Annotated in this window: 18 protein-coding genes; 11 read left to right on the plus strand and 7 right to left on the minus strand. The window is 67.7% G+C overall.

What is annotated here, in order from left to right; translation table 11 throughout:
* The first annotated feature begins 72 nt into the window (after positions 1 to 72).
* The 8 genes from AAHG03_RS07285 to AAHG03_RS07320 all read left to right on the plus strand — a co-directional run bounded on the left by AAHG03_RS07285 (position 73) and on the right by AAHG03_RS07320 (position 6,759).
* Complete coding sequence (locus AAHG03_RS07285) at positions 73 to 321, plus strand: hypothetical protein (protein ID WP_342149844.1); 249 nt, start codon at positions 73 to 75, stop codon at positions 319 to 321.
* A 59-nt stretch (positions 322 to 380) separates the two neighbouring features.
* Complete coding sequence (locus AAHG03_RS07290; RefSeq protein ID WP_342149846.1) at positions 381 to 1,679, plus strand: nicotinate phosphoribosyltransferase; 1,299 nt, start codon at positions 381 to 383, stop codon at positions 1,677 to 1,679.
* A 56-nt stretch (positions 1,680 to 1,735) separates the two neighbouring features.
* On the plus strand, positions 1,736 to 2,239 hold the full coding sequence (coaD, locus tag AAHG03_RS07295) for a pantetheine-phosphate adenylyltransferase (RefSeq protein WP_342149847.1): 504 nt from the start codon (positions 1,736 to 1,738) through the stop codon (positions 2,237 to 2,239).
* A 23-nt stretch (positions 2,240 to 2,262) separates the two neighbouring features.
* A complete protein-coding gene (locus tag AAHG03_RS07300; RefSeq protein WP_342149848.1) occupies positions 2,263 to 2,799 on the plus strand; it encodes a peptidylprolyl isomerase in 537 nt (178 codons plus the stop codon).
* Between the two features lie 67 nt (positions 2,800 to 2,866).
* Positions 2,867 to 3,298: a hypothetical protein gene (locus AAHG03_RS07305; protein ID WP_342150281.1), complete on the plus strand. Its 432-nt coding sequence runs from the start codon at positions 2,867 to 2,869 to the stop codon at positions 3,296 to 3,298.
* Positions 3,299 to 3,300: 2 nt separating this feature from the next.
* Positions 3,301 to 3,762, plus strand: a complete 462-nt coding sequence (locus tag AAHG03_RS07310; protein ID WP_342149849.1) for a peptidylprolyl isomerase — start codon at positions 3,301 to 3,303, stop codon at positions 3,760 to 3,762.
* A gap of 89 nt (positions 3,763 to 3,851) precedes the next feature.
* Complete coding sequence (locus AAHG03_RS07315) at positions 3,852 to 4,619, plus strand: LamB/YcsF family protein (RefSeq protein ID WP_342149851.1); 768 nt, start codon at positions 3,852 to 3,854, stop codon at positions 4,617 to 4,619.
* A 121-nt stretch (positions 4,620 to 4,740) separates the two neighbouring features.
* A complete protein-coding gene (locus AAHG03_RS07320; RefSeq protein WP_342149852.1) occupies positions 4,741 to 6,759 on the plus strand; it encodes an AI-2E family transporter in 2,019 nt (672 codons plus the stop codon).
* Here AAHG03_RS07320 and AAHG03_RS07325 read toward each other — a convergent pair whose 3' ends face one another.
* Both AAHG03_RS07325 and AAHG03_RS07330 read right to left on the minus strand, forming a co-directional pair.
* Positions 6,760 to 9,216: an APC family permease gene (locus tag AAHG03_RS07325; RefSeq protein WP_342149854.1), complete on the minus strand. Its 2,457-nt coding sequence runs from the start codon at positions 9,214 to 9,216 to the stop codon at positions 6,760 to 6,762.
* 110 nt (positions 9,217 to 9,326) lie between these two features.
* Positions 9,327 to 9,965, minus strand: a complete 639-nt coding sequence (locus tag AAHG03_RS07330; RefSeq protein WP_342149855.1) for a hypothetical protein — start codon at positions 9,963 to 9,965, stop codon at positions 9,327 to 9,329.
* Between the two features lie 514 nt (positions 9,966 to 10,479).
* On the opposite strand from AAHG03_RS07330, the gene hisN reads away from it, so the two are divergent.
* On the plus strand, positions 10,480 to 11,271 hold the full coding sequence (hisN, locus tag AAHG03_RS07335) for a histidinol-phosphatase (protein ID WP_342149857.1): 792 nt from the start codon (positions 10,480 to 10,482) through the stop codon (positions 11,269 to 11,271).
* An 8-nt stretch (positions 11,272 to 11,279) separates the two neighbouring features.
* Here hisN and AAHG03_RS07340 read toward each other — a convergent pair whose 3' ends face one another.
* Complete coding sequence (locus AAHG03_RS07340) at positions 11,280 to 12,959, minus strand: methyl-accepting chemotaxis protein (RefSeq protein ID WP_342149858.1); 1,680 nt, start codon at positions 12,957 to 12,959, stop codon at positions 11,280 to 11,282.
* Positions 12,960 to 13,168: 209 nt separating this feature from the next.
* A complete protein-coding gene (locus AAHG03_RS07345) occupies positions 13,169 to 14,155 on the minus strand; it encodes an alpha/beta hydrolase (protein ID WP_342149860.1) in 987 nt (328 codons plus the stop codon).
* A 170-nt stretch (positions 14,156 to 14,325) separates the two neighbouring features.
* Between AAHG03_RS07345 and AAHG03_RS07350 the strand changes: the two genes are divergently transcribed.
* On the plus strand, positions 14,326 to 14,796 hold the full coding sequence (locus AAHG03_RS07350) for an Hsp20 family protein (protein WP_342149862.1): 471 nt from the start codon (positions 14,326 to 14,328) through the stop codon (positions 14,794 to 14,796).
* A 234-nt stretch (positions 14,797 to 15,030) separates the two neighbouring features.
* Here AAHG03_RS07350 and AAHG03_RS07355 read toward each other — a convergent pair whose 3' ends face one another.
* The 3 genes from AAHG03_RS07355 to AAHG03_RS07365 are packed head-to-tail and all read right to left on the minus strand — an operon-like array spanning position 15,031 to position 16,253.
* Entirely contained in the window at positions 15,031 to 15,327 is a 297-nt protein-coding gene (locus tag AAHG03_RS07355; RefSeq protein ID WP_342149863.1) for a hypothetical protein, read from the minus strand.
* 46 nt (positions 15,328 to 15,373) lie between these two features.
* A complete protein-coding gene (locus AAHG03_RS07360; protein ID WP_342149865.1) occupies positions 15,374 to 15,778 on the minus strand; it encodes a cupin domain-containing protein in 405 nt (134 codons plus the stop codon).
* Between the two features lie 4 nt (positions 15,779 to 15,782).
* Positions 15,783 to 16,253 carry an RNA polymerase subunit sigma-70 gene (locus AAHG03_RS07365; RefSeq protein WP_342149867.1) on the minus strand — a complete coding sequence of 157 codons (471 nt, stop codon included), beginning with the start codon at positions 16,251 to 16,253 and terminating at the stop codon, positions 15,783 to 15,785.
* A gap of 227 nt (positions 16,254 to 16,480) precedes the next feature.
* Here AAHG03_RS07365 and AAHG03_RS07370 point away from each other — a divergent pair, with 227 nt between their 5' ends.
* Positions 16,481 to 17,350 carry a Kdo hydroxylase family protein gene (locus AAHG03_RS07370; RefSeq protein ID WP_342149869.1) on the plus strand — a complete coding sequence of 290 codons (870 nt, stop codon included), beginning with the start codon at positions 16,481 to 16,483 and terminating at the stop codon, positions 17,348 to 17,350.
* The last annotated feature ends 10 nt before the right edge of the window (positions 17,351 to 17,360 follow it).

Here is a 17,360-nt window from a genome sequence, read left to right on the forward strand (position 1 = left end):
GAGCACCTTAAAATCTAGCGTTGCTGTTGGAACGGCTCCATTAGAGCCTCCAAACTGGGTTTGAAACAACCTATGCGCCGCTTCGTCGTCGATCTTCTTGATTTTCTGTGCTTGGCCCTGATCGTTCTCGCGACGGTGCTCTGTTTTCTTGGCGGCGCTTTCGGCCCGAACGGCAACGTCGTTTTGGGCATGCTGGCTGCAATGGCTGCCTTCATCACAACCTCCGTGGCGATGGGAGCCATCCTTGCAATCACCGAGATAGCCAAGAACTCCCGGCGTATGGTTGCCTTGATGGAGCAGAGTGTTCCCCCGCGTCGTTGATTGGCCAATCGATTCCGGTCAAGGTTGCCCTGCTCTCAGAGAGGAAGCGCCCAAGGCCCATGCCCGACCTCGCGACACGGGTCTACAACCACAACTTCCGCATCGATCCGATCGTCCGCTCGCTGCTCGACACGGATTTCTACAAGCTGCTGATGGTGCAGATGATCTTCCGCCGTCACCGCGACGTGCGGGCGAGCTTCGCCATCCAGAACCGCTCGGTGCGGGTGCGCGTCGGCGACGAGATCGATCTCGGGGAACTGCGCGAACAGCTCGACCACGCCCGCACGCTCCGCCTCAGCCGGGGCGAATCGACATGGCTGCGCGGCAACACCTTCTACGGCAAGCGCCAGATCCTCTCCTCGGACTTCATGGCGTGGTTCGAGGGGTTTCGGCTGCCCGATTACGAGTTGGAAGCCCGCGACGGGCAGGTGGCGCTGACCTTCCACGGCCCCTGGGTCGAGACCACGCTGTGGGAGGTGCCGGCACTCGCGATCCTCAACGAGCTGCGCTCGCGCGCGGTGCTGCGGGATATGGGCAAATTCGAGCTGCAGGTACTCTACGCCCGCGCCATGACCCGCGTGTGGGAGAAGATCGAGCGGCTGAAGCGCCTGCCCGATCTCTCCATCGCGGATTTCGGCACGCGGCGGCGCCACGGCTTCCTGTGGCAGGACTGGTGCGTGCAGGCGATGAACGAGGGGTTGGACCCAAAAAACTTCCTCGGCACCTCGAACTGCCTGATCGCTCAGCGCCGCGAAGTCGAGGCGGTCGGCACCAACGCCCACGAATTGCCGATGGTCTACGCGGCGCTGGCCGGCGACGACGACGCGGCCCTGGCCGCCGCGCCCTACGCGGTGCTGGCCGACTGGCAGCAGGATTACGAGGGCAACCTGCTGGTGATCCTGCCCGACACCTACGGCACCTCCGGATTCCTGGACAACGCCCCCGACTGGCTCACCGCCTGGACCGGCATCCGCATCGATTCGAAGGACCCGATCGAGGGCGGCGAGGAGGCCCTGGCCTTCTGGCGCGCCCGAGGCTGCGACCCGCGCGAAAAGCTCGCGATTTTTTCCGACGGCCTCGACATCGAGGACATCGAGCGCATCCACGCCCATTTCCACGGCCGGATGCGGATCGGCTACGGCTGGGGCACCCGGCTCACCAACGATTTCCGCGGGCTGGTGCCGGACGGGCGGCTCGATCCGATCTCGGTGGTGTGCAAGGTGATCTCGGCCGAGGGGCGCCCGACCGTGAAGCTCTCGGACAACCCGAGCAAGGCGCAGGGGCCGGAGGCGGAAGTCGCCCGCTACAAGCGGGTGTTCGGCGTCGGCGAGCAGGCGGCGCTGCCGGTCTCGGTCTGAGGCACCCGTCACCCGGCGGTTCCGTTCGCGGCCAAAATGCTCTAGGCCCCTTTCCCGTGACGACCCGCACCGCGCTCTACGCCGGATCGTTCGATCCGGTCACCAACGGCCACCTCGACGTGGTCCGCCAAGCCTGTCGCCTCGTGCCGCGGCTGGTGCTGGCCATCGGCGTGCATCCGGGCAAGGCGCCTTTGTTCTCTGCGGACGAGCGCGCCGACCTGCTGCGCGAGACCTGCGGGCCGCTGGCCGCCGCCGAAGGCACGGAGTTGGAGGTCGTCACCTTCGACGACCTCGCGGTCTCGGCGGCGCGCCGCTGCGGCGCCGGCCTGTTCATCCGCGGCCTGCGCGACGGCACCGACCTCGATTACGAGATGCAGCTCGCCGGCATGAACGGCGCCATGGCGCCCGAGGTCCAGACCGTGTTCCTGCCGGCCTCCACCGGCGTGCGGCCGATCACCGCGACGCTGGTCCGCCAGATCGCCGCCATGGGCGGCGACGTCACCCCTTTCGTGCCGCCGGCCGTCGCCGCGCGGCTCTCGGCGCGCTTTGCCAAAGCTTGAAACCCAACGGAGCCCAGCCCCGCATGAACCGCCGCCACGCCGTCCTCGGCCTCGCCCTCAGCGCGACTCTCGCCTTCGCCGCCCCCGCGCTCGCGGGCGAGAACACCGTCAACCTCGAGACCAAGGACGGGAAGATCACGATCGAGCTGCGGCCCGAGATCGCGCCGAAGCACGTCAAGCAGCTTAAGACGCTGATTAGCCAAGGCTTCTACGACGGCCTGAAGTTCCACCGCGTCATCGACGGCTTCATGGTCCAGACCGGCGATCCGAAGGGCAACGGCACCGGCGGCTCGTCGCTGCCGAACATCCCGGCGGAGTTCTCCTCGGCCCCGTTCAAGCGCGGCACCGTCGGCATGGCCCGCTCGGGCGATCCGAACTCGGCCAACTCCCAGTTCTTCATCTGCCTGGGCGACGCGGACTTCCTCAACAACAACTACACCGTCGTCGGCGTCGTGACGTCGGGCATGGACGTGGTCGACAAGATCAAGAAGGGCTCCAAGTCGAACAACGGTTCGGTGCAGGACCCGGACAAGATCGTGAAGATGACGCTGGCGAAATGACGCGTCGCGGAGGCACGCCATAAGGGCCCCGGCCCCTCGGGCCGCCTTGCTGGCCCTCGCCCTGCTTCTGCCGGGCGGGGCCAATGCGCTCGGGTCGCTTGAACCCTGGCGCTCGCTGCCGCAAACCCTGAGAGGCACGCTGCGGGTCCCGCTGCTGGCGGGCGAGACCGGGCCGGGCCCGGTCGATACCCTCAAGGAGCTGTTTCCGGCGCTCGCCGCCTGCTGGGAGGCGCCCGAGGGGCTGGCCAAGTTCGAGCGCACCGAGATCACGGCGCGCCTCGCGCTGCGCCGGGACGGCTCGGTGATCGGCACGCCGCGGATCACCTTCTCGAAGACGCCGGGCGACGAACGGGCTCGGGACATCCTGATCCGGGCGACGCTCGACGCGATCGCCCGCTGCACGCCGGTCCGGCTCACGCCGGCCTTGGGCGGTGCCATCGCGGGGCGCCCCCTGGCGCTGCGCTTCATCTACGACGGACCCAGAGGACAGGGAATCTGACAATGGCCGACACCAACGAGACGATCGTCCTCGAGACGACTAAGGGCCGCGTCGTCATCGCGCTGCGCCCCGACCTCGCCCCGAACCATGTCGAGCGCATCAAGACGCTGGCGGGCCAGGGCTTCTACGATGGCGTGCCGTTCCACCGCGTCATCGACGGATTCATGGCCCAGACCGGCGACCCGACCGGCACCGGTTCGGGCGGCTCGGAGCTGCCGGACCTGAACGCCGAGTTCAACGCCGAGCCGCACGTGCGCGGCACCTGCTCGATGGCCCGCACCAACTTCCCGCACTCGGCCAACTCGCAGTTCTTCATCTGCTTCTCGGACGCCCGCTTCCTCGACCGCCAGTACACGGTGTGGGGCAAGGTGATCGAGGGCATGGACGTGGTCGACACGATCAAGCGCGGCGAGCCCGTGCGCGATCCCGACCGGATCGTGAAGGCCACCGTCGCCGCCGCCTGACGAATGACCGGGCGGGGCTTGAAAACCCCGCCCGGCTCCGGCCTTCTGAAGGGCATGTCTCGCCCTTCGCCCTATCCCGGTCCGGCCGCGTGAGCGCCCGCATCGACCTCAACGCCGATCTCGGCGAGGGCTTCGGGCCCTGGCGCATGGGCGACGACGCCGCTCTCCTCGACATCGTCACCTCGGCCAACGTCGCCTGCGGCTTTCACGCGGGCGATCCCGACATCATGGTCGAGACCGCCGCCGTCGCGAAGGCGCGGGGCGTCGCCATCGGGGCCCATCCGGGTTTTCACGATCTGCGCGGGTTCGGCCGGCTGCGCATTCAGGAAAGTCCGCAGCGCATTGAGCGCGACATCGCCTATCAGATCGGTGCGCTTCAGGCCTGCGCGGCGCTGGCCGGCGCCCGCGTCACCCACGTGAAGGCGCACGGGGCGCTCGCCAACCTTTCGAACGAGGACGACGCCGTCGCCGACGCGCTGGCCCGCGCGGTCGCGGGCGTCGACCGCGATCTCGTCCTCATGGTGATGCCGGGCCTGCCCGCCGAGCGGGCGGGCGAGCGCGCCGGCCTGCGGCTGATGCGCGAGGTCTACGCCGACCGGGGTTATTCCGGAGATGGCACGCTCATGCCGCGCTCCATGCCGGGGGCCGTCATCCACGATGCCGGGGGGGCAGCGGATAGGGTCGTCCGCATGGTGTCCGAGGGCGCCGTGTTCACGGCGGACAACCGAAGAATCCCGGTGGCGATCGATACGGTCTGCGTCCACGGCGACAACCCGGCGGCGCTCACGATGGCGCGGGCGGTGCGCACCGAACTCGAAGCGGCGGGTTTCATCCTGAAGCCATTCGCGGAGCCGTGACGGGCCATGCCGCATTGCGGCATGGCCCGAGGGATCGAAACGGCCTCGCTCACGGTTTCTTGAGCGGCGGCGCCCCATGGGACGTGGCCGTGCGTGGCAGCGTCGGGACATCCGGGCCGATATGAAAAGATTCACCTCCGGCGACGGCTTCGTCGTCCCGCCCCGGCCCACCCGGATCGCCGCCGCCGAGACGCCGGGCGCTCCGCTCGCCTCCTCCATGGTGGTGTTCGCGATCATCGTCGCGGGCTTATATCTCGGCCGCGAGGTGCTGATCCCCATCGCCATCGCGGTGCTGCTGTCCTTCGTGCTCGGGCCGCTGGTGAACCTGCTGCGGCGGTTGCGGCTTCCCCGCTTCGCCGCGGTGCTGGCGGCCGTGCTGTTCGCCTCCGGGATCATCGGTGGGCTCTCCGCCGTCATCGGCGTGCAGGTCGCCGACCTCGTGCAGGACGTGCCGCGCTACCAGCACACGATCGAGCGCAAGGTGCAGGGTCTGCGCGAGGGCTCGCTCGGCCGGACGATGGATTACATCGCCAACATGAACCGGGCGATCCACCAGGGCGGCGAGGAAGAGAAGAAGCCCGAGCCGGCCAAGCCCGAAAATTCCTCCAAAGCCAATCCGCCCAAGGCGGAGCCGCCCAAGCCCATCATCGTGCAGGTGGAGGAGCGCCGCCCGAGCCCGCTCGAACTCGCCACGACCGTCCTCTCCCCCGTGATGCAGCCGCTCGCCACCGCGGGCATCGTCGTCGTCGTGCTGCTGTTCGTGCTGATGCAGCGGGAGGACCTGCGCGACCGGCTGATCCGGCTCGCCGGCTCCAGCGACCTCCATCGCACCACGGTGGCGATGGACGACGCGGCGCGGCGGCTGTCGCGCTACTTCCTCGGCCAGCTCGCCCTCAACACCGCCTTCGGCGTCGTGATCGGCCTCGGGCTGTGGATCATCGGCGTGCCCAACCCCGTGCTGTGGGCGATCTTCTCCGCGATGATGCGGTTCGTGCCGTATATCGGCGCCGTCCTCTCGGCGATCCTGCCGCTGGCGCTCGCCGCCGCGGTCGATCCCGGCTGGGGCATGATGCTGGCGACCCTGATCCTGTTCGCGGTGATCGAGCCGCTGGTCGGCCACGTGATCGAGCCGCTGGTCTACGGCCACTCGACCGGGCTCTCGCCGTTCTCGGTGCTGATCTCGGCCCTGTTCTGGACCTGGCTGTGGGGGCCCGTCGGCCTGCTGCTCTCGACGCCGCTCACCGTCTGCCTCGTCGTGCTCGGGCGCCACGTCGACCGGCTCGAATTTTTGGACGTGCTGTTCAGCAACCGCCCGGCCCTGACCCCGGTCGAGAACTTCTATCAGCGCATGCTCGCCGACGATCCCGAGGAGGCGCAGGAGCATGCGGAGATGATCCTGCAGGAATGCTCGCTCTCGGCCTATTACGACGACGTGGTGCTCAAAGGCCTCGAACTCGCCGCCCGCGACGCGGCGCGCGGCGTGCTGACCCCGGACCAGAAGGCCGACATCCGCACCTCGATCACGGCGCTGGTCGAGGATCTGGAGGCGCGCGAGGACGGTCTGCCGGAGCGAAGCAAGACATCCAAGCTGATCCCGCCGACGGAGGGCGACATCGCCTGCTCGTCCGAGCCGATCCCCGATCCGTCCCCGGACGACCTGCCCGACGCATGGCGCCGGGAGGGAGCGGTGCTGCTCGTGGCGGGCCGCGGCTTCCTCGACGGGGCGGCGACGGCCATCGCCGACCAGTTGCTGCGCAAGCGCGGCTTCGGCACGCGGCAGGTGCCGTTCGCCGAAGTGGCCCGCGTGCGCCTCGACGCCTGGGACCCCGGCACGCCGCAGGCCGTCTGCGTGATCTCGCTGGCGCTCTCGGGCGAGCCGGCCCATCTGAGCCGCCTCGTCGGTCGCCTGCGGCGCAAGCTCGACGCCGTGCCGCTGGTGGCCGGCCTGTGGCGCCTCGACGAGCCGATACTGTCCGACGAGACGATGCGGGCCAAGCTCGGCGCCGACGACCACGTCACCTCCCTGCGCGACCTCGTCGAGACCGTGCTGACGCTCGCCCGCAGCGGCGGAACCGTGGTGGAGCCCGTGCGCCGAGGGGCCGCGGTCCCGCCGCGTCAGGCGTTGCCGGAGGCGGTGTGATCAGGGCGAGTTGGCTGCCTTGATCAATTCCTCGAAGCGCTCGATGTTCTTCGAATGACAGAGCTGGTTGTCGAGGTAGGATTGCACCGCACCGGATAACCACCAACTCATGGACAGAGACTTGATACGATCCGCAGGCTTCTCTGCGCCTGCCGATCGCTCGATCGGCAGGAGAGAACAAGTTGTCTTATCGTCGTGTGAAGTGGCCTTGTCGTAGACGCGGAACGATATCAGCCGGCTCGGCTCCTTCTTGGCGTCGCGGCCTTTGTCCAGCGCATCCGAGGTCGCGTTGAAGGCCTCGGCCGCGTGACCATCCCTCGTCCCCACAAGTGCGCCGAAGGGAGCCGTGAAGGTTGCGTGCCAAGACTCCAAGAGCTTATCCCGGCTCGGGACGCCTTGCCCCTCGCCCGTTTCGGAAATCGGCGTATTCGTTATATGAACGATGACCGGCTTAAGGCCCTCCAAATCGCCGCCCAACTCGGAGATGGCTTGGGCGAGTTCGCGGGCCGTCGTCAAACCTTCGTTCTCGAAGTAGCCGCCATCCACAAGCATATCGACCAGACTTCCCGTTTTTGGGGGTGTCGCTCCCGACGATGTGAGGCCGCCGCCCCCGCATTTTGCCTCTTCCGGAGAGCAGGGACGCCGGATGCCGGCCTGAGGCGAGATGATGGGGAAGCGGGCGCTGACGACAGCACTCGTCGAGAGGCGGAACGCCTGCTGGGGTGGAACCGCATCGGGCGCGGTTTTTTCGTCCGAGCATCTATTTGGCCGGCGATCTGGCTGGTCGTAAGTCTCGAACAGGTCCACGGCCGCGCGGAACAGGCGCTTCTCGCTTTGTCCGTTACATTGGAACGGGAGGAGATCGGAGACGATGGACCGGCGCCCGTCTCGTGCAGATGTCGTATTGAGGAGGAGCAGGGGCGTCCACCGGTCTTGCGCCCCTGTGAAATCGCCGAGCGCACGCCTCAAGCCGACATCCCCCGTCTTCGAATCCGACGGTACGACGGCCTCGTAGTGCTCTTCGATCGCTTCCTCCAGAAGGACGGCACGATCCTTCATCTTAAGATGGTGGAGCGGAAAGCCGAACAGGTCGCGGAATACGAGGCCGACGAAGGGTCGCGACAGGAAGTCGCCCGACGTGAGGATTTGGAGGCACTCCTTCCAAGTATATGGCCCCTTGGATCGTTCGGAAGATTTAAACCACGACGGTTGCACATGCATGCAGGGAGCCGCCTTGCCCCCACCCGAATCGTCGAGGGCGGCTCGGATGGCGGCCGCTCCAACAGCCCCACCGGAGACGCCGGAGATTGCAAATAGACGATGTCGCAGATCGATCCGGTCGTCATCGAGCATCGCGCCAACAACAGACGCGCTGAAGAACGCCGCACGACTCGCACCTCCAGCGCTCGCGATGATGATGGGTTGCGCCGTGCATTCGCCTTGTGAGGTGCCGCAATTGCCTTTTTTCCATCGTCTCACGGCGTCGGCCAGTTGGCTGCGGGAGACTCGGTCGGCTGAGGCACCGGTGAGCGGACGCAGATCGTGGAACGTTGCCGACAGACCTCCGGTGAGGATGGCGAAGCCGAGGATGGGAGCTGCGATGAACGGGAAACGATAGCGGTGCGAGAGCATCGACAGGAAGCCGAGCAGGACGACCGGAAGACTCAGCACGAACACGACGAAGACGGCCCGCGGAGCCAGCCACTCGATCCAATCCGGCCAAACCAGCAAAGCGATCCAGATGCCGACAAGTGCGATCATGAGCAGGATCGATGCGGCGTCCAAAGCGCCGGGCTTACGATGTGCCGAGGTTTTTGCACCCAACGCCGGAGCACGGCGAAAGAACCAGAACGGCTCGCTTTCAATAAGCAGGTCTTGATCTCGGCCCCAAACGAATTCGCTTAGATAGGTCGGCCAGCTTTGGTAACGGGTATTTGAGTCAACGAAGGCGCGTCGCAGAACGATGTAGCCGCCGTAGGACAGGAGCACGACAGCTGCGTACCCAAGTAGGCGGAACGGAGTCTTCAAACCGAGTACGTCTTCGATCGGCCGGATATCGATGGCAGCTTGGACGACCCCGTACAATACCGATACAATACAAAGGAGTCCCAAAAGGCGTGGAACCCAAGCTGCTGCGAGCCGATAGCGGTCGCGAGCCGAACGCAGGTCGCGATCATGTGGTGGCCAAGCCCCATCACGAATCGCCCAGGCCTGCTGCTCGAGCGCTTTGCGAGCGACATAGTGAACGATGATCGCCCATCCGAGCACCAGACCAAAATATACAGACGAGTAAAGATTGTACGATTCCCGTTCAAGAAAGAGATCGCGCGCGGGCTCTGCAAGTAAAAATAGCATCAAAGCCAAAAATGCACTCGTTGCACTGACGCGACAGACCCATATAACCTTCGTCCAGCGAGTCAAAAAATCCCAAATTTGCAGCAATATCCTCACCAACATCGCTAATTCCTCGCAGCTGAAGTTTCGTCAAAAAATTATTGGACGCATTTATTACTCGCTGGGCTTTAACACTCCGCTCCGACGCCGTGCGGTAATGCTCTGTCGCCTCGTCATAAGCTCGGCGATGTCGAGAAGCGCAGACCTCTTGTCAGAACCTGGCGACAGAAGGTCGGCGTCAGCAATTGGTTGTCGGTTAGGGGGATTCGGCTCTGGTCATGCTGGCTGATACAAGCGACCATCATCGCCGAGAAGGTGGCCCGCTTCTGCGCCGTCGCGTCGAGGGCGCCGTCGGGTTTGGCGACCAGGGCGACCAGCAGCGTCCCGTACTGGCTCAAGATCATCGAGTAGGCATCGTGCCCGATGACGCCGTTGGCGTAAGCTTGACAGGCCGCGTAGAGACCGTCGCGCAGCGCCAGAACCGCGGAACTCCGGCCCGCGAGTTGTGTCACCTTCTCGGTCTGCGTGAAGTCGCCGGAGAGCTTACCCGTTCCCTTTTTCTCGATGGAGACGTCCGCCTCCGCCTTACCGGTGCGACCGAACTCCACCGCATAATCCGGGCTCGGCTCGGTGCAGACGATGGGCAAAAGAGATCCGCCGGGGCCCGGACGGGGCCGCTCCGTCACCAGCCTCAAATTGCCGGTCGTTGCCAATGTCGTCGAAGTCCCGAACTGCAATTGGGTGACTTTCGCACTGGGCGTATCGCAGGCCGACACGAGACATGCCAAAGCAATCGACAGAAATACGCGCATATTGACCCCGCTGCCATTTATTTTATGATTTATTACTTCACGTACGAGTATTCGACAGTACCCGTTTTAGCAAAGCATGTCGGGAACCATAGGGCGGCCGCTGCGCGCGTGCAATAAAAAATTAAACGATTGCTGTGGAGTGGCAACGGAAATGTTTCGGCGACGGAATCGCCATCGACGCATACTGACTTGGAGCATAAATGAAATCGTAATCACAATTCTATGTTAAATATTGAAATATATCAAATGACATTCGCTGCAGAGACTATTCCGAAATTTATCTTTTAAATAATTTTGCTGGCAAAACGCGTTCGAAGGTTCGATATTTCGACTGGCCTCGCGCGACGTTGCTTCAGGTCGGAGTTGCCGTCGGCGCAGGCTGATCCGCCCGGGCAAAGCGTCCTTCACGATCACGGGTCGGGCTAACGACGCGCTTCGATTCGAGGGCGGACCGGGTTGACGCGGCGGCCTCGCGGCGGCTTCGTTGAGGCGGCAGCAGGAGGCCGTCCCTTCGATGAGCGTCGTCGATCTCGCCCGGTTCATGGAAGACCTCGCCATCCAGTCCGGAGCGGCGATCCTGCCGTTCTTCCGGGCGCATTTCGGCCTGGACGACAAGTCCCACGGCACCGGCCACGCCTTCGACCCCGTCACCGAGGCCGACCGCGCCGCGGAAGTGGTGATGCGGCGGATGATCCAGGACCGGTTTCCCGGCCACGGCATCCTGGGCGAGGAGTTCGGCGCCGAGCGGACCGATGCCGAATGCGTCTGGGTGCTCGACCCCATCGACGGCACCCGCGCCTTCATTGCCGGCCTGCCGACCTGGGGCACGCTGATCGGCCTGACGCACCACGGCGCGGCGGTGCGCGGGCTGATGCACCAGCCCTACCTGCAAGAGCGCTTCCTCGGCGACGGCAAGTCTGCCACCGTGCGCAGCCCCAAGGGCGAGCGCCCGCTCCACACTCGCCGCTGCGACGCGCTGTCGAGCGCGATCCTCGCCACCACCGATCCGCGCCTGTTCGCGGAGGGCGAGGAGGGCGAGCGCTACCGCGCGGTCGAGGGCGCGGTGAAGATGTCGCGCTATGGGGCGGATTGCTACGCCTATTGCATGCTCGCGGCGGGCCAGATCGACCTCGTGGTGGAAGCGGGCCTGAAGCCCTACGACATCGTCGCGCTGATCCCGATCGTCGAAGGCGCGGGCGGCGTCGTCACCGCCTGGGACGGCGGCCCGGCCACCGGCGGCGGGCGGATCGTGGCCGCGGGCAGCCCGCGCCTGCACGAGGCGGCGCTGAAGCGGCTCGACCCGTAGGCGCCGTCTCAGGCGGCGTGGACGCGGCTCAGGAAGGTCTCGATCGCGCTGCGGAGATCGTGCGAGCCGGCATTCACCCGAAGCGCGCTGCCGCGGACCTGATCGGCCAGCGCCTCGCCGGAGGCCGCCGCCTCCTGCACCTCGCCGATGCTCTCGGAGACGGTGCGCACGTCGGTCGCCGCCCGGGCGATGGCGCCGGCGATCTCCTGGCTCGCCTGCCCCTGCTGCTCGGCCGCCACCGCGACGTCGGCGGCGATCTCGTTCATCTGCGCGATGGTGCGGCCGATGGAGCCGATCGCCGCGACGGTGCCGTCGGCCGCCGACTGGATCGCGGCGACCTGCCCGGTGATCCGGTCGGTCGCCGCCGCGGTCTGGCCGGCCAGCGCCTTCACCTCGGCGGCCACCACCGCGAAGCCGCGGCCCGCGGCCCCCGCCCGCGCCGCCTCGATGGTGGCGTTGAGGGCGAGCAGGTTGGTCTGCTCGGCCACGCTGCGGATCAGCGTGACGACGAGATCGATCTCGCCCGCCGCCCGCGACAGCGACGCCACCACGCTCTCGAGCCGCTGCGTGTCCGTCATGGCGAGCGTGGCGATCTCGCTGGTGTGGCGCACCCGCTCCTCGATGATGCGGGCGGAACTCGACAATTCCTCCGCCGCGCTGGCGACGCCGTGGACGAGGCCCGCCGACTGGTTCGAGGCCGCCGCGACCCGGGCCGCCTGCGCGGTGGTGTTGCCGGCGGCCTCCGAGAGGGCGTCGGCGGCGCCCTGCATCGTCGCGGCGAAGCCCGCGAGGTCGGCCACCGTGCGGCCGGTCTCGGCCTCGAAATCCTGCGTCGCCGCGGCGAGGCGGCGCGCGCGGGCCGCGTCCCCGGCGCCCCGCGCCTCGGCATCCGCCGCGAGCGCCCGCTTCTCGATCAGGTCGGCGCGGAACGCCTCGATCGCCCGGGCCATCTCGCCGACCTCGTCGCTGCGGGTCGTAAAGGGAACGGACAGGTCGAGGCGGGCGGCGGCGAGGTCGCGCATCGTCGCCCGCAGGCGGTCGAGGGGGCGCCGGACCTGCGTGGCGATGATCCAGAAGGCGGCGGCCAGCCCGATCACCAGCGCCAGCGCGGGCGCGCCGACCAGCGTCAGCGTCGCCTGCCGCTCGGCCTCGGCCGCATGCTGGCGCTGCACGCCGAGACGGGCGAGCACCTCGCGCCCGACCCGGTTGATCTCGGCGACCATGCGCTCGCGATTCTTCACCGTCGCCTCGTCGGTCGCCTGGATCAGGGCGGCCTTGGGCGAGAGCGTCAGGCCCATCTCCGCGGTCTCGGTCTGGTAGGCCAGAAACTCCTTGACCGCGAGATCGAGGCGGCGCTTGCGCTCCGGGCTGAGCTGCCCTTCGGTCGCGGCGAGGAACGGTCCGCGGGCCTGCTCGACCTCGGAGAGCGCCTCCTGCAACGCCGCGAGGTGGGTCTGGGCCTCACCCGTATCGCCCGCGGAGTAGAGGGCCGTCGCCCGCACCACCGCGTGCTCGATCGCGTGGGCCAGCGTGCGGGCCTGGAGGGCTGCGTCCCACACCGCCTCGGTCGCGGCAGCGCGCTGGCGCGCCTGCTCGGATTGGCGCAGCGCGAAGGCCGAGATGCCGACGGCAACGAGGCCGAGCAGGCCGACGACGACCGCGAGCTTGTGCCCGAGGGTGATGCGCATCGCAGTTCCGCGAGATCGTTGAGGTTCGCGAAAAGCTTTGCGCGGGGCGCGCTTACCCGAAGTTTAAATCGAGCCGGCAAACCGGCGAGACCTCAAGCCGAAGTGATCCGCATACGCAAAACCTTGGCAACAACGCAGAACGATATTTCCTCAAGCCTTCGCTCTACGCTGTGAGCCGGCGTTTTGATTCCGCCAAAGCCTGTCCTCACTCAGGCAACGGCCCGGGCCTGCGCGGACGTGCCTTCCGCCGGGAGCGCCTGCCCCGGCACGAACGCGTCGAACGCCGCCCAGAAATCGGCCCGCACCGCGTCGCATTCGGTCAGGATCTCGTGGCGGGCGCCGGGGAGCACGATGAGGTGGCCGGTCTTGAGGCGGGCGGCGAACCGCTCGATGGCCGGGGTGCTGCACACCGGGTCGGCGCCGGCGGCGACGATGAGGCAGGGGATGCGGATGCGCCGGACCGTGGCGGGCTTGGCCAGCGTCTGCATTGCCCGGAAGGCCGAGGCGAGCCACGCGATGGACGGATCGCCGACCGCGCCCGCGCCGACGACGCGGGCGGCCTCCGCGTTGCGCGCGTAGCGGGCCGGATCGGTCGAGAGGCGGTTGCCCGCGAACGGCTTCGTCGCGAGCGAGTGCGGCTTGCCGAACGGGATGTAGCAGCGCCCGAGCCCGAGCCGGTGCAGTCCGCGCGCGAGCACCGAGACGCCCGCGGGCCAGCGCACCATGCGGATCGCCAGCATCGGCGCGACGGTGACGAGGCGGCGGAACGGCAGCCAGCCCTCCGCCGCGCCGGTGAGCGCCACCGCGCCGCCCATGGAATGGGCGAGCGCGAAATGCGGCTCGGGCATGGAGGGCACCATCACCTGCTCGACCACCGCCAGCAGATCGAGCCGGTAATCGTCGAAGTGGCGGACATGGCCCTTGTGGGCGTCGCGCACCTGCCGGCCGGAATCCCCCTGGCCGCGCCAATCGAAGGCGACGACGCAGAAGCCGCGGGCGCGCAGTTCCGCAATCGTCTCGTAGTACTTCTCGATGAACTCGGCCCGGCCCTGAAGCAGGCAGACCGTGCCCTTCACGGTCCGCGTGGTCGGGCGCCACGTCGCGGCGCGCAACGGCACGCCGTCGGCGGTCTCGACCGGCACGAGGCGGGCGCCCGGCGGGACGGGCAGGCCGGGGATGGGGCGCAGCGTCAGCACGTGCAGATCATCCCCGCGGTTCGATCGCAAAATCTTCGAATCCGCACTCTTGCGCGGTTTTTCCGCCCCACCAATATCACGGATGCGCCGGCCGATACGGCGGCGCGAAGGTCCGGCCCTCGGGCGGACCCGACCATACACAGCATGTTGCTTCTTTCGGAGGATATGTGATGCGTCAGTTCGATCTGGCTCCCCTGTACCGTTCCACCGTCGGCTTCGACCGCCTCTTCGCGGCTCTCGACGGGTTCGTGAGCGCCGAGCAGGCCCCGACCTACCCGCCCTACAACATCGAGCGCACCGCCGAGAACGTCTACCGCGTGACGGTGGCCGTGGCCGGCTTCACCGAGGCCGACCTCTCGATTGAGGTGAAGGAGAATGCGCTGACCATCAAGGGTGAGCGCCAGCAGGCCGAGAACAAGGCCGAAATCCTGCACCAGGGCATCGCCGCCCGCGCCTTCGAGCGCCGCTTCCAGCTCGCCGACCACGTCCAGGTGACGGGCGCCAGCCTGGAGAACGGCCTCCTCCACGTCGATCTCGTCCGCGAGGTTCCGGAGGCGAAGAAGCCGCGCCGCATCGAGATCGCCAGCCGCGCCTCGAGCCAGCCGGTGATCGAGGGCAAGGTCCACCAGCAGGCCGCGTAATCTCAGCGGTCACCCGTTCAGGGGAGCGCCCCGGCCGAAAGGCCGGGGCGTTTTCGTTCGTGGCTATTTGCCCTTCCTCCAACCCACCCCCCTCATCCTGAGTTGCTGCGAAGCAGCCTCGAAGGAGGGCTCCAGTCTGCGCGCGTCCCCTGGGGCCCTCCTTCGAGGGCGCCGCTGCGCGCCGCCACCTCAGGATGAGGGGGTTGGATGGGAGTTAAGTACCTCCAAAATAAATCAAAAATCCCCGAAGCGGTCGTTGCGGCTCGGCTCGTAGCAGGTGAAGCCGACGAAGCAGGCCGGGGTGTCGCGGGCGGGGACGAAGGCGCGGCGGCCGATCTCGGTGGGCTCGCAGAAATTGCGGTCGCGCACGAAGCGGTCGTAGGTCTGGCCGCCAGTGCCGAGCACGGCCGCGCCCTGGCGCAGCACCACGTTGCGGGCCTGGGCGCAGGTCATGTCCACGGTCGAGGGGCGCTGCGCGGCGGCGGGGACGAGGCCGGCGGCGAGCAGGGCGGCGGCGAGGGCGAGGCGCATCGGGAGTGTCCGGAGGAGAGCGAATTGCCCTCTCAACGGGCAGCCCTCACGGATGTATCCCGTCGAGGTGGGGCATCAGAACGACGCTCTCCTGCTCGTTCGGATCGGTGCGGGCGATGATCGCCGTGCAGGGCTCGCTCGGACTCGGGTTGTAGGGCAGGTGCGGCACGCCCGCCGGGATGTAGAGGTAGTCGCCGGGCTTCAGTTCGGCGTGATGCTCCAACGCTTCGCCCCACCACATCCGCGAGGTGCCGCTGAGCGCGTAGATCGCGGTCTCGTGGCCCTCGTGCTTGTGCGCCTTGGCCCGCGCGCCGGGCGGGATCGTCACCATCTGCAGGTGGAGGCCGGTCGCGCCCGCCGATTCCGCCGAGATGCCGGGGGCGTAGAGCAGCGCCTGCTTGCCGGTGAAGGTCTCGCCCGGCCGCACCACCCGGCAGACGGGCGCGCTCATCGTCTCACAGGTCCCCGAAGGCGAACTGGCCCTGCGGCGCGGGCTTGCGCGGGGCGGTCTTCGCCCCCGCCTTGGCACCGGACTTCGCCGTCGTCTGCCCGGCCGACTTGCCGATGACCCGCGTCGGGCGCGGCTTCGGGTCGGCGCGCATACGGGCCTTGGCCCTGTCGCGGGCGACCGCCTCAGGAGCGTGCGGATCGTCGTCGAGCCATTTGCCGCGCTTCAACACCTCGTTGACCCGGCCCTGGTTGACCCCGACCTTGAAGGCGATCTCCTGCTGGGTCATGCCGGTGGCGGCGTGCAACTCCTGAATCTGGCGGGCGAGTTCGGGCGTCATCTTCTGGCCGGTGAGGCGGCGAGCCGGGCGGATGGTGCGGGTCTGCCGGTCGCGCTCGCGCAGGCGCTCCAGCAGGGCGAGCGCCATGTGCATGCCGTGCTCGCGCAGGGCCTCCTCGAACTCCTTCAGCGTCGCCATGGCCGGCTCCTCGCCCGATCCCGAAACGGGCCCGTCGGCGAAACGCCGCGCGTGTACCCGAAGTTGCCGGCCAAGAGACGCGCGCGCAGGCGGCGTGGCAAGGGGTAAAACGCGAACACGGGCGTCTTTCCACTGTGCGAAGGTGCTGCGACCCCGCCGGCTTGGCACCCCCCGCCGCGCTCGGCTAAACCGCTGGCGATACTGGATCGCGCGAGAGCCGTTTCGACATGATCAGCCCCATCCTCCCGGTCTCCCGCAGCGAGGCGAATCCGGGGGCACCCGGCCTCGTCGAGGCGCTGGAGAGCGGCTCGGTGCTGGTGTTTCGCGACCTCGACTTCCCCCTCGACGCGTTCGAGCGACGCTTCGTCGAGCGCCCGTTCGCCGACGGCAAGGCCAAGAACGTCTCGATCCGCAATGAGACCGCCGAGTTGCGGGGCGCCGCGGGCAGCGACGAGGAGCAGGAGCGCCTGCGCGCCCTGCTGGTGCGCTACCGCCGCTTCGCCGAAGAGCTAATCGCCACCTACCTCCCGGCCTATGCCGGCAAGGTAAACCTCGCCGGCACCTCCTACCGGCCGTTCGACGTCGACAAGCGCAAGCTGAGCTGGCGGCGCGACGACACGCGCATGCATGTCGATGCCTTCCCCTCGAACCCGATCGGCGAGCGGCGCATCCTGCGCATCTTCCGCAACATCAACGCCGAGGGGCAGCCGCGCCACTGGCGCGTCGGCGAGGCATTCGGCGACATGGCGGAGAAGTTCCTGCCCAAGCTGCCGGGCTATTCCGGCCTCTCGGCGAGCCTGCTCGCGGCGCTCAAGATCACCAAGGCCAAGCGCTCGGAATACGACCACCTGATGCTGCACCTGCACGACGCCCTGAAGCGCGACCTCGATTATCAGGCGAAGGCGCCGCAGGCGGACGTGCACTTCCAGCCCGGCGAGACCTGGGTGACGTTTTCCGACCTCGTGATGCACGGCGCGATGGGCGGCCGCTACATGCTGGAGCAGACCGGCTACCTCGCCGTCGCCGACCAGGCCGACCCGGACAAGGCGCCGCAGCGGATTCTGGCGAAGAAGCTCGGGCGCCCGCTCAAGCACTGAGCGTCCGCGG

Source organism: Methylorubrum subtropicum, assembly GCF_038442325.1.
GTDB classification, from domain to species: Bacteria; Pseudomonadota; Alphaproteobacteria; order Rhizobiales; family Beijerinckiaceae; genus Methylobacterium; species Methylobacterium subtropicum.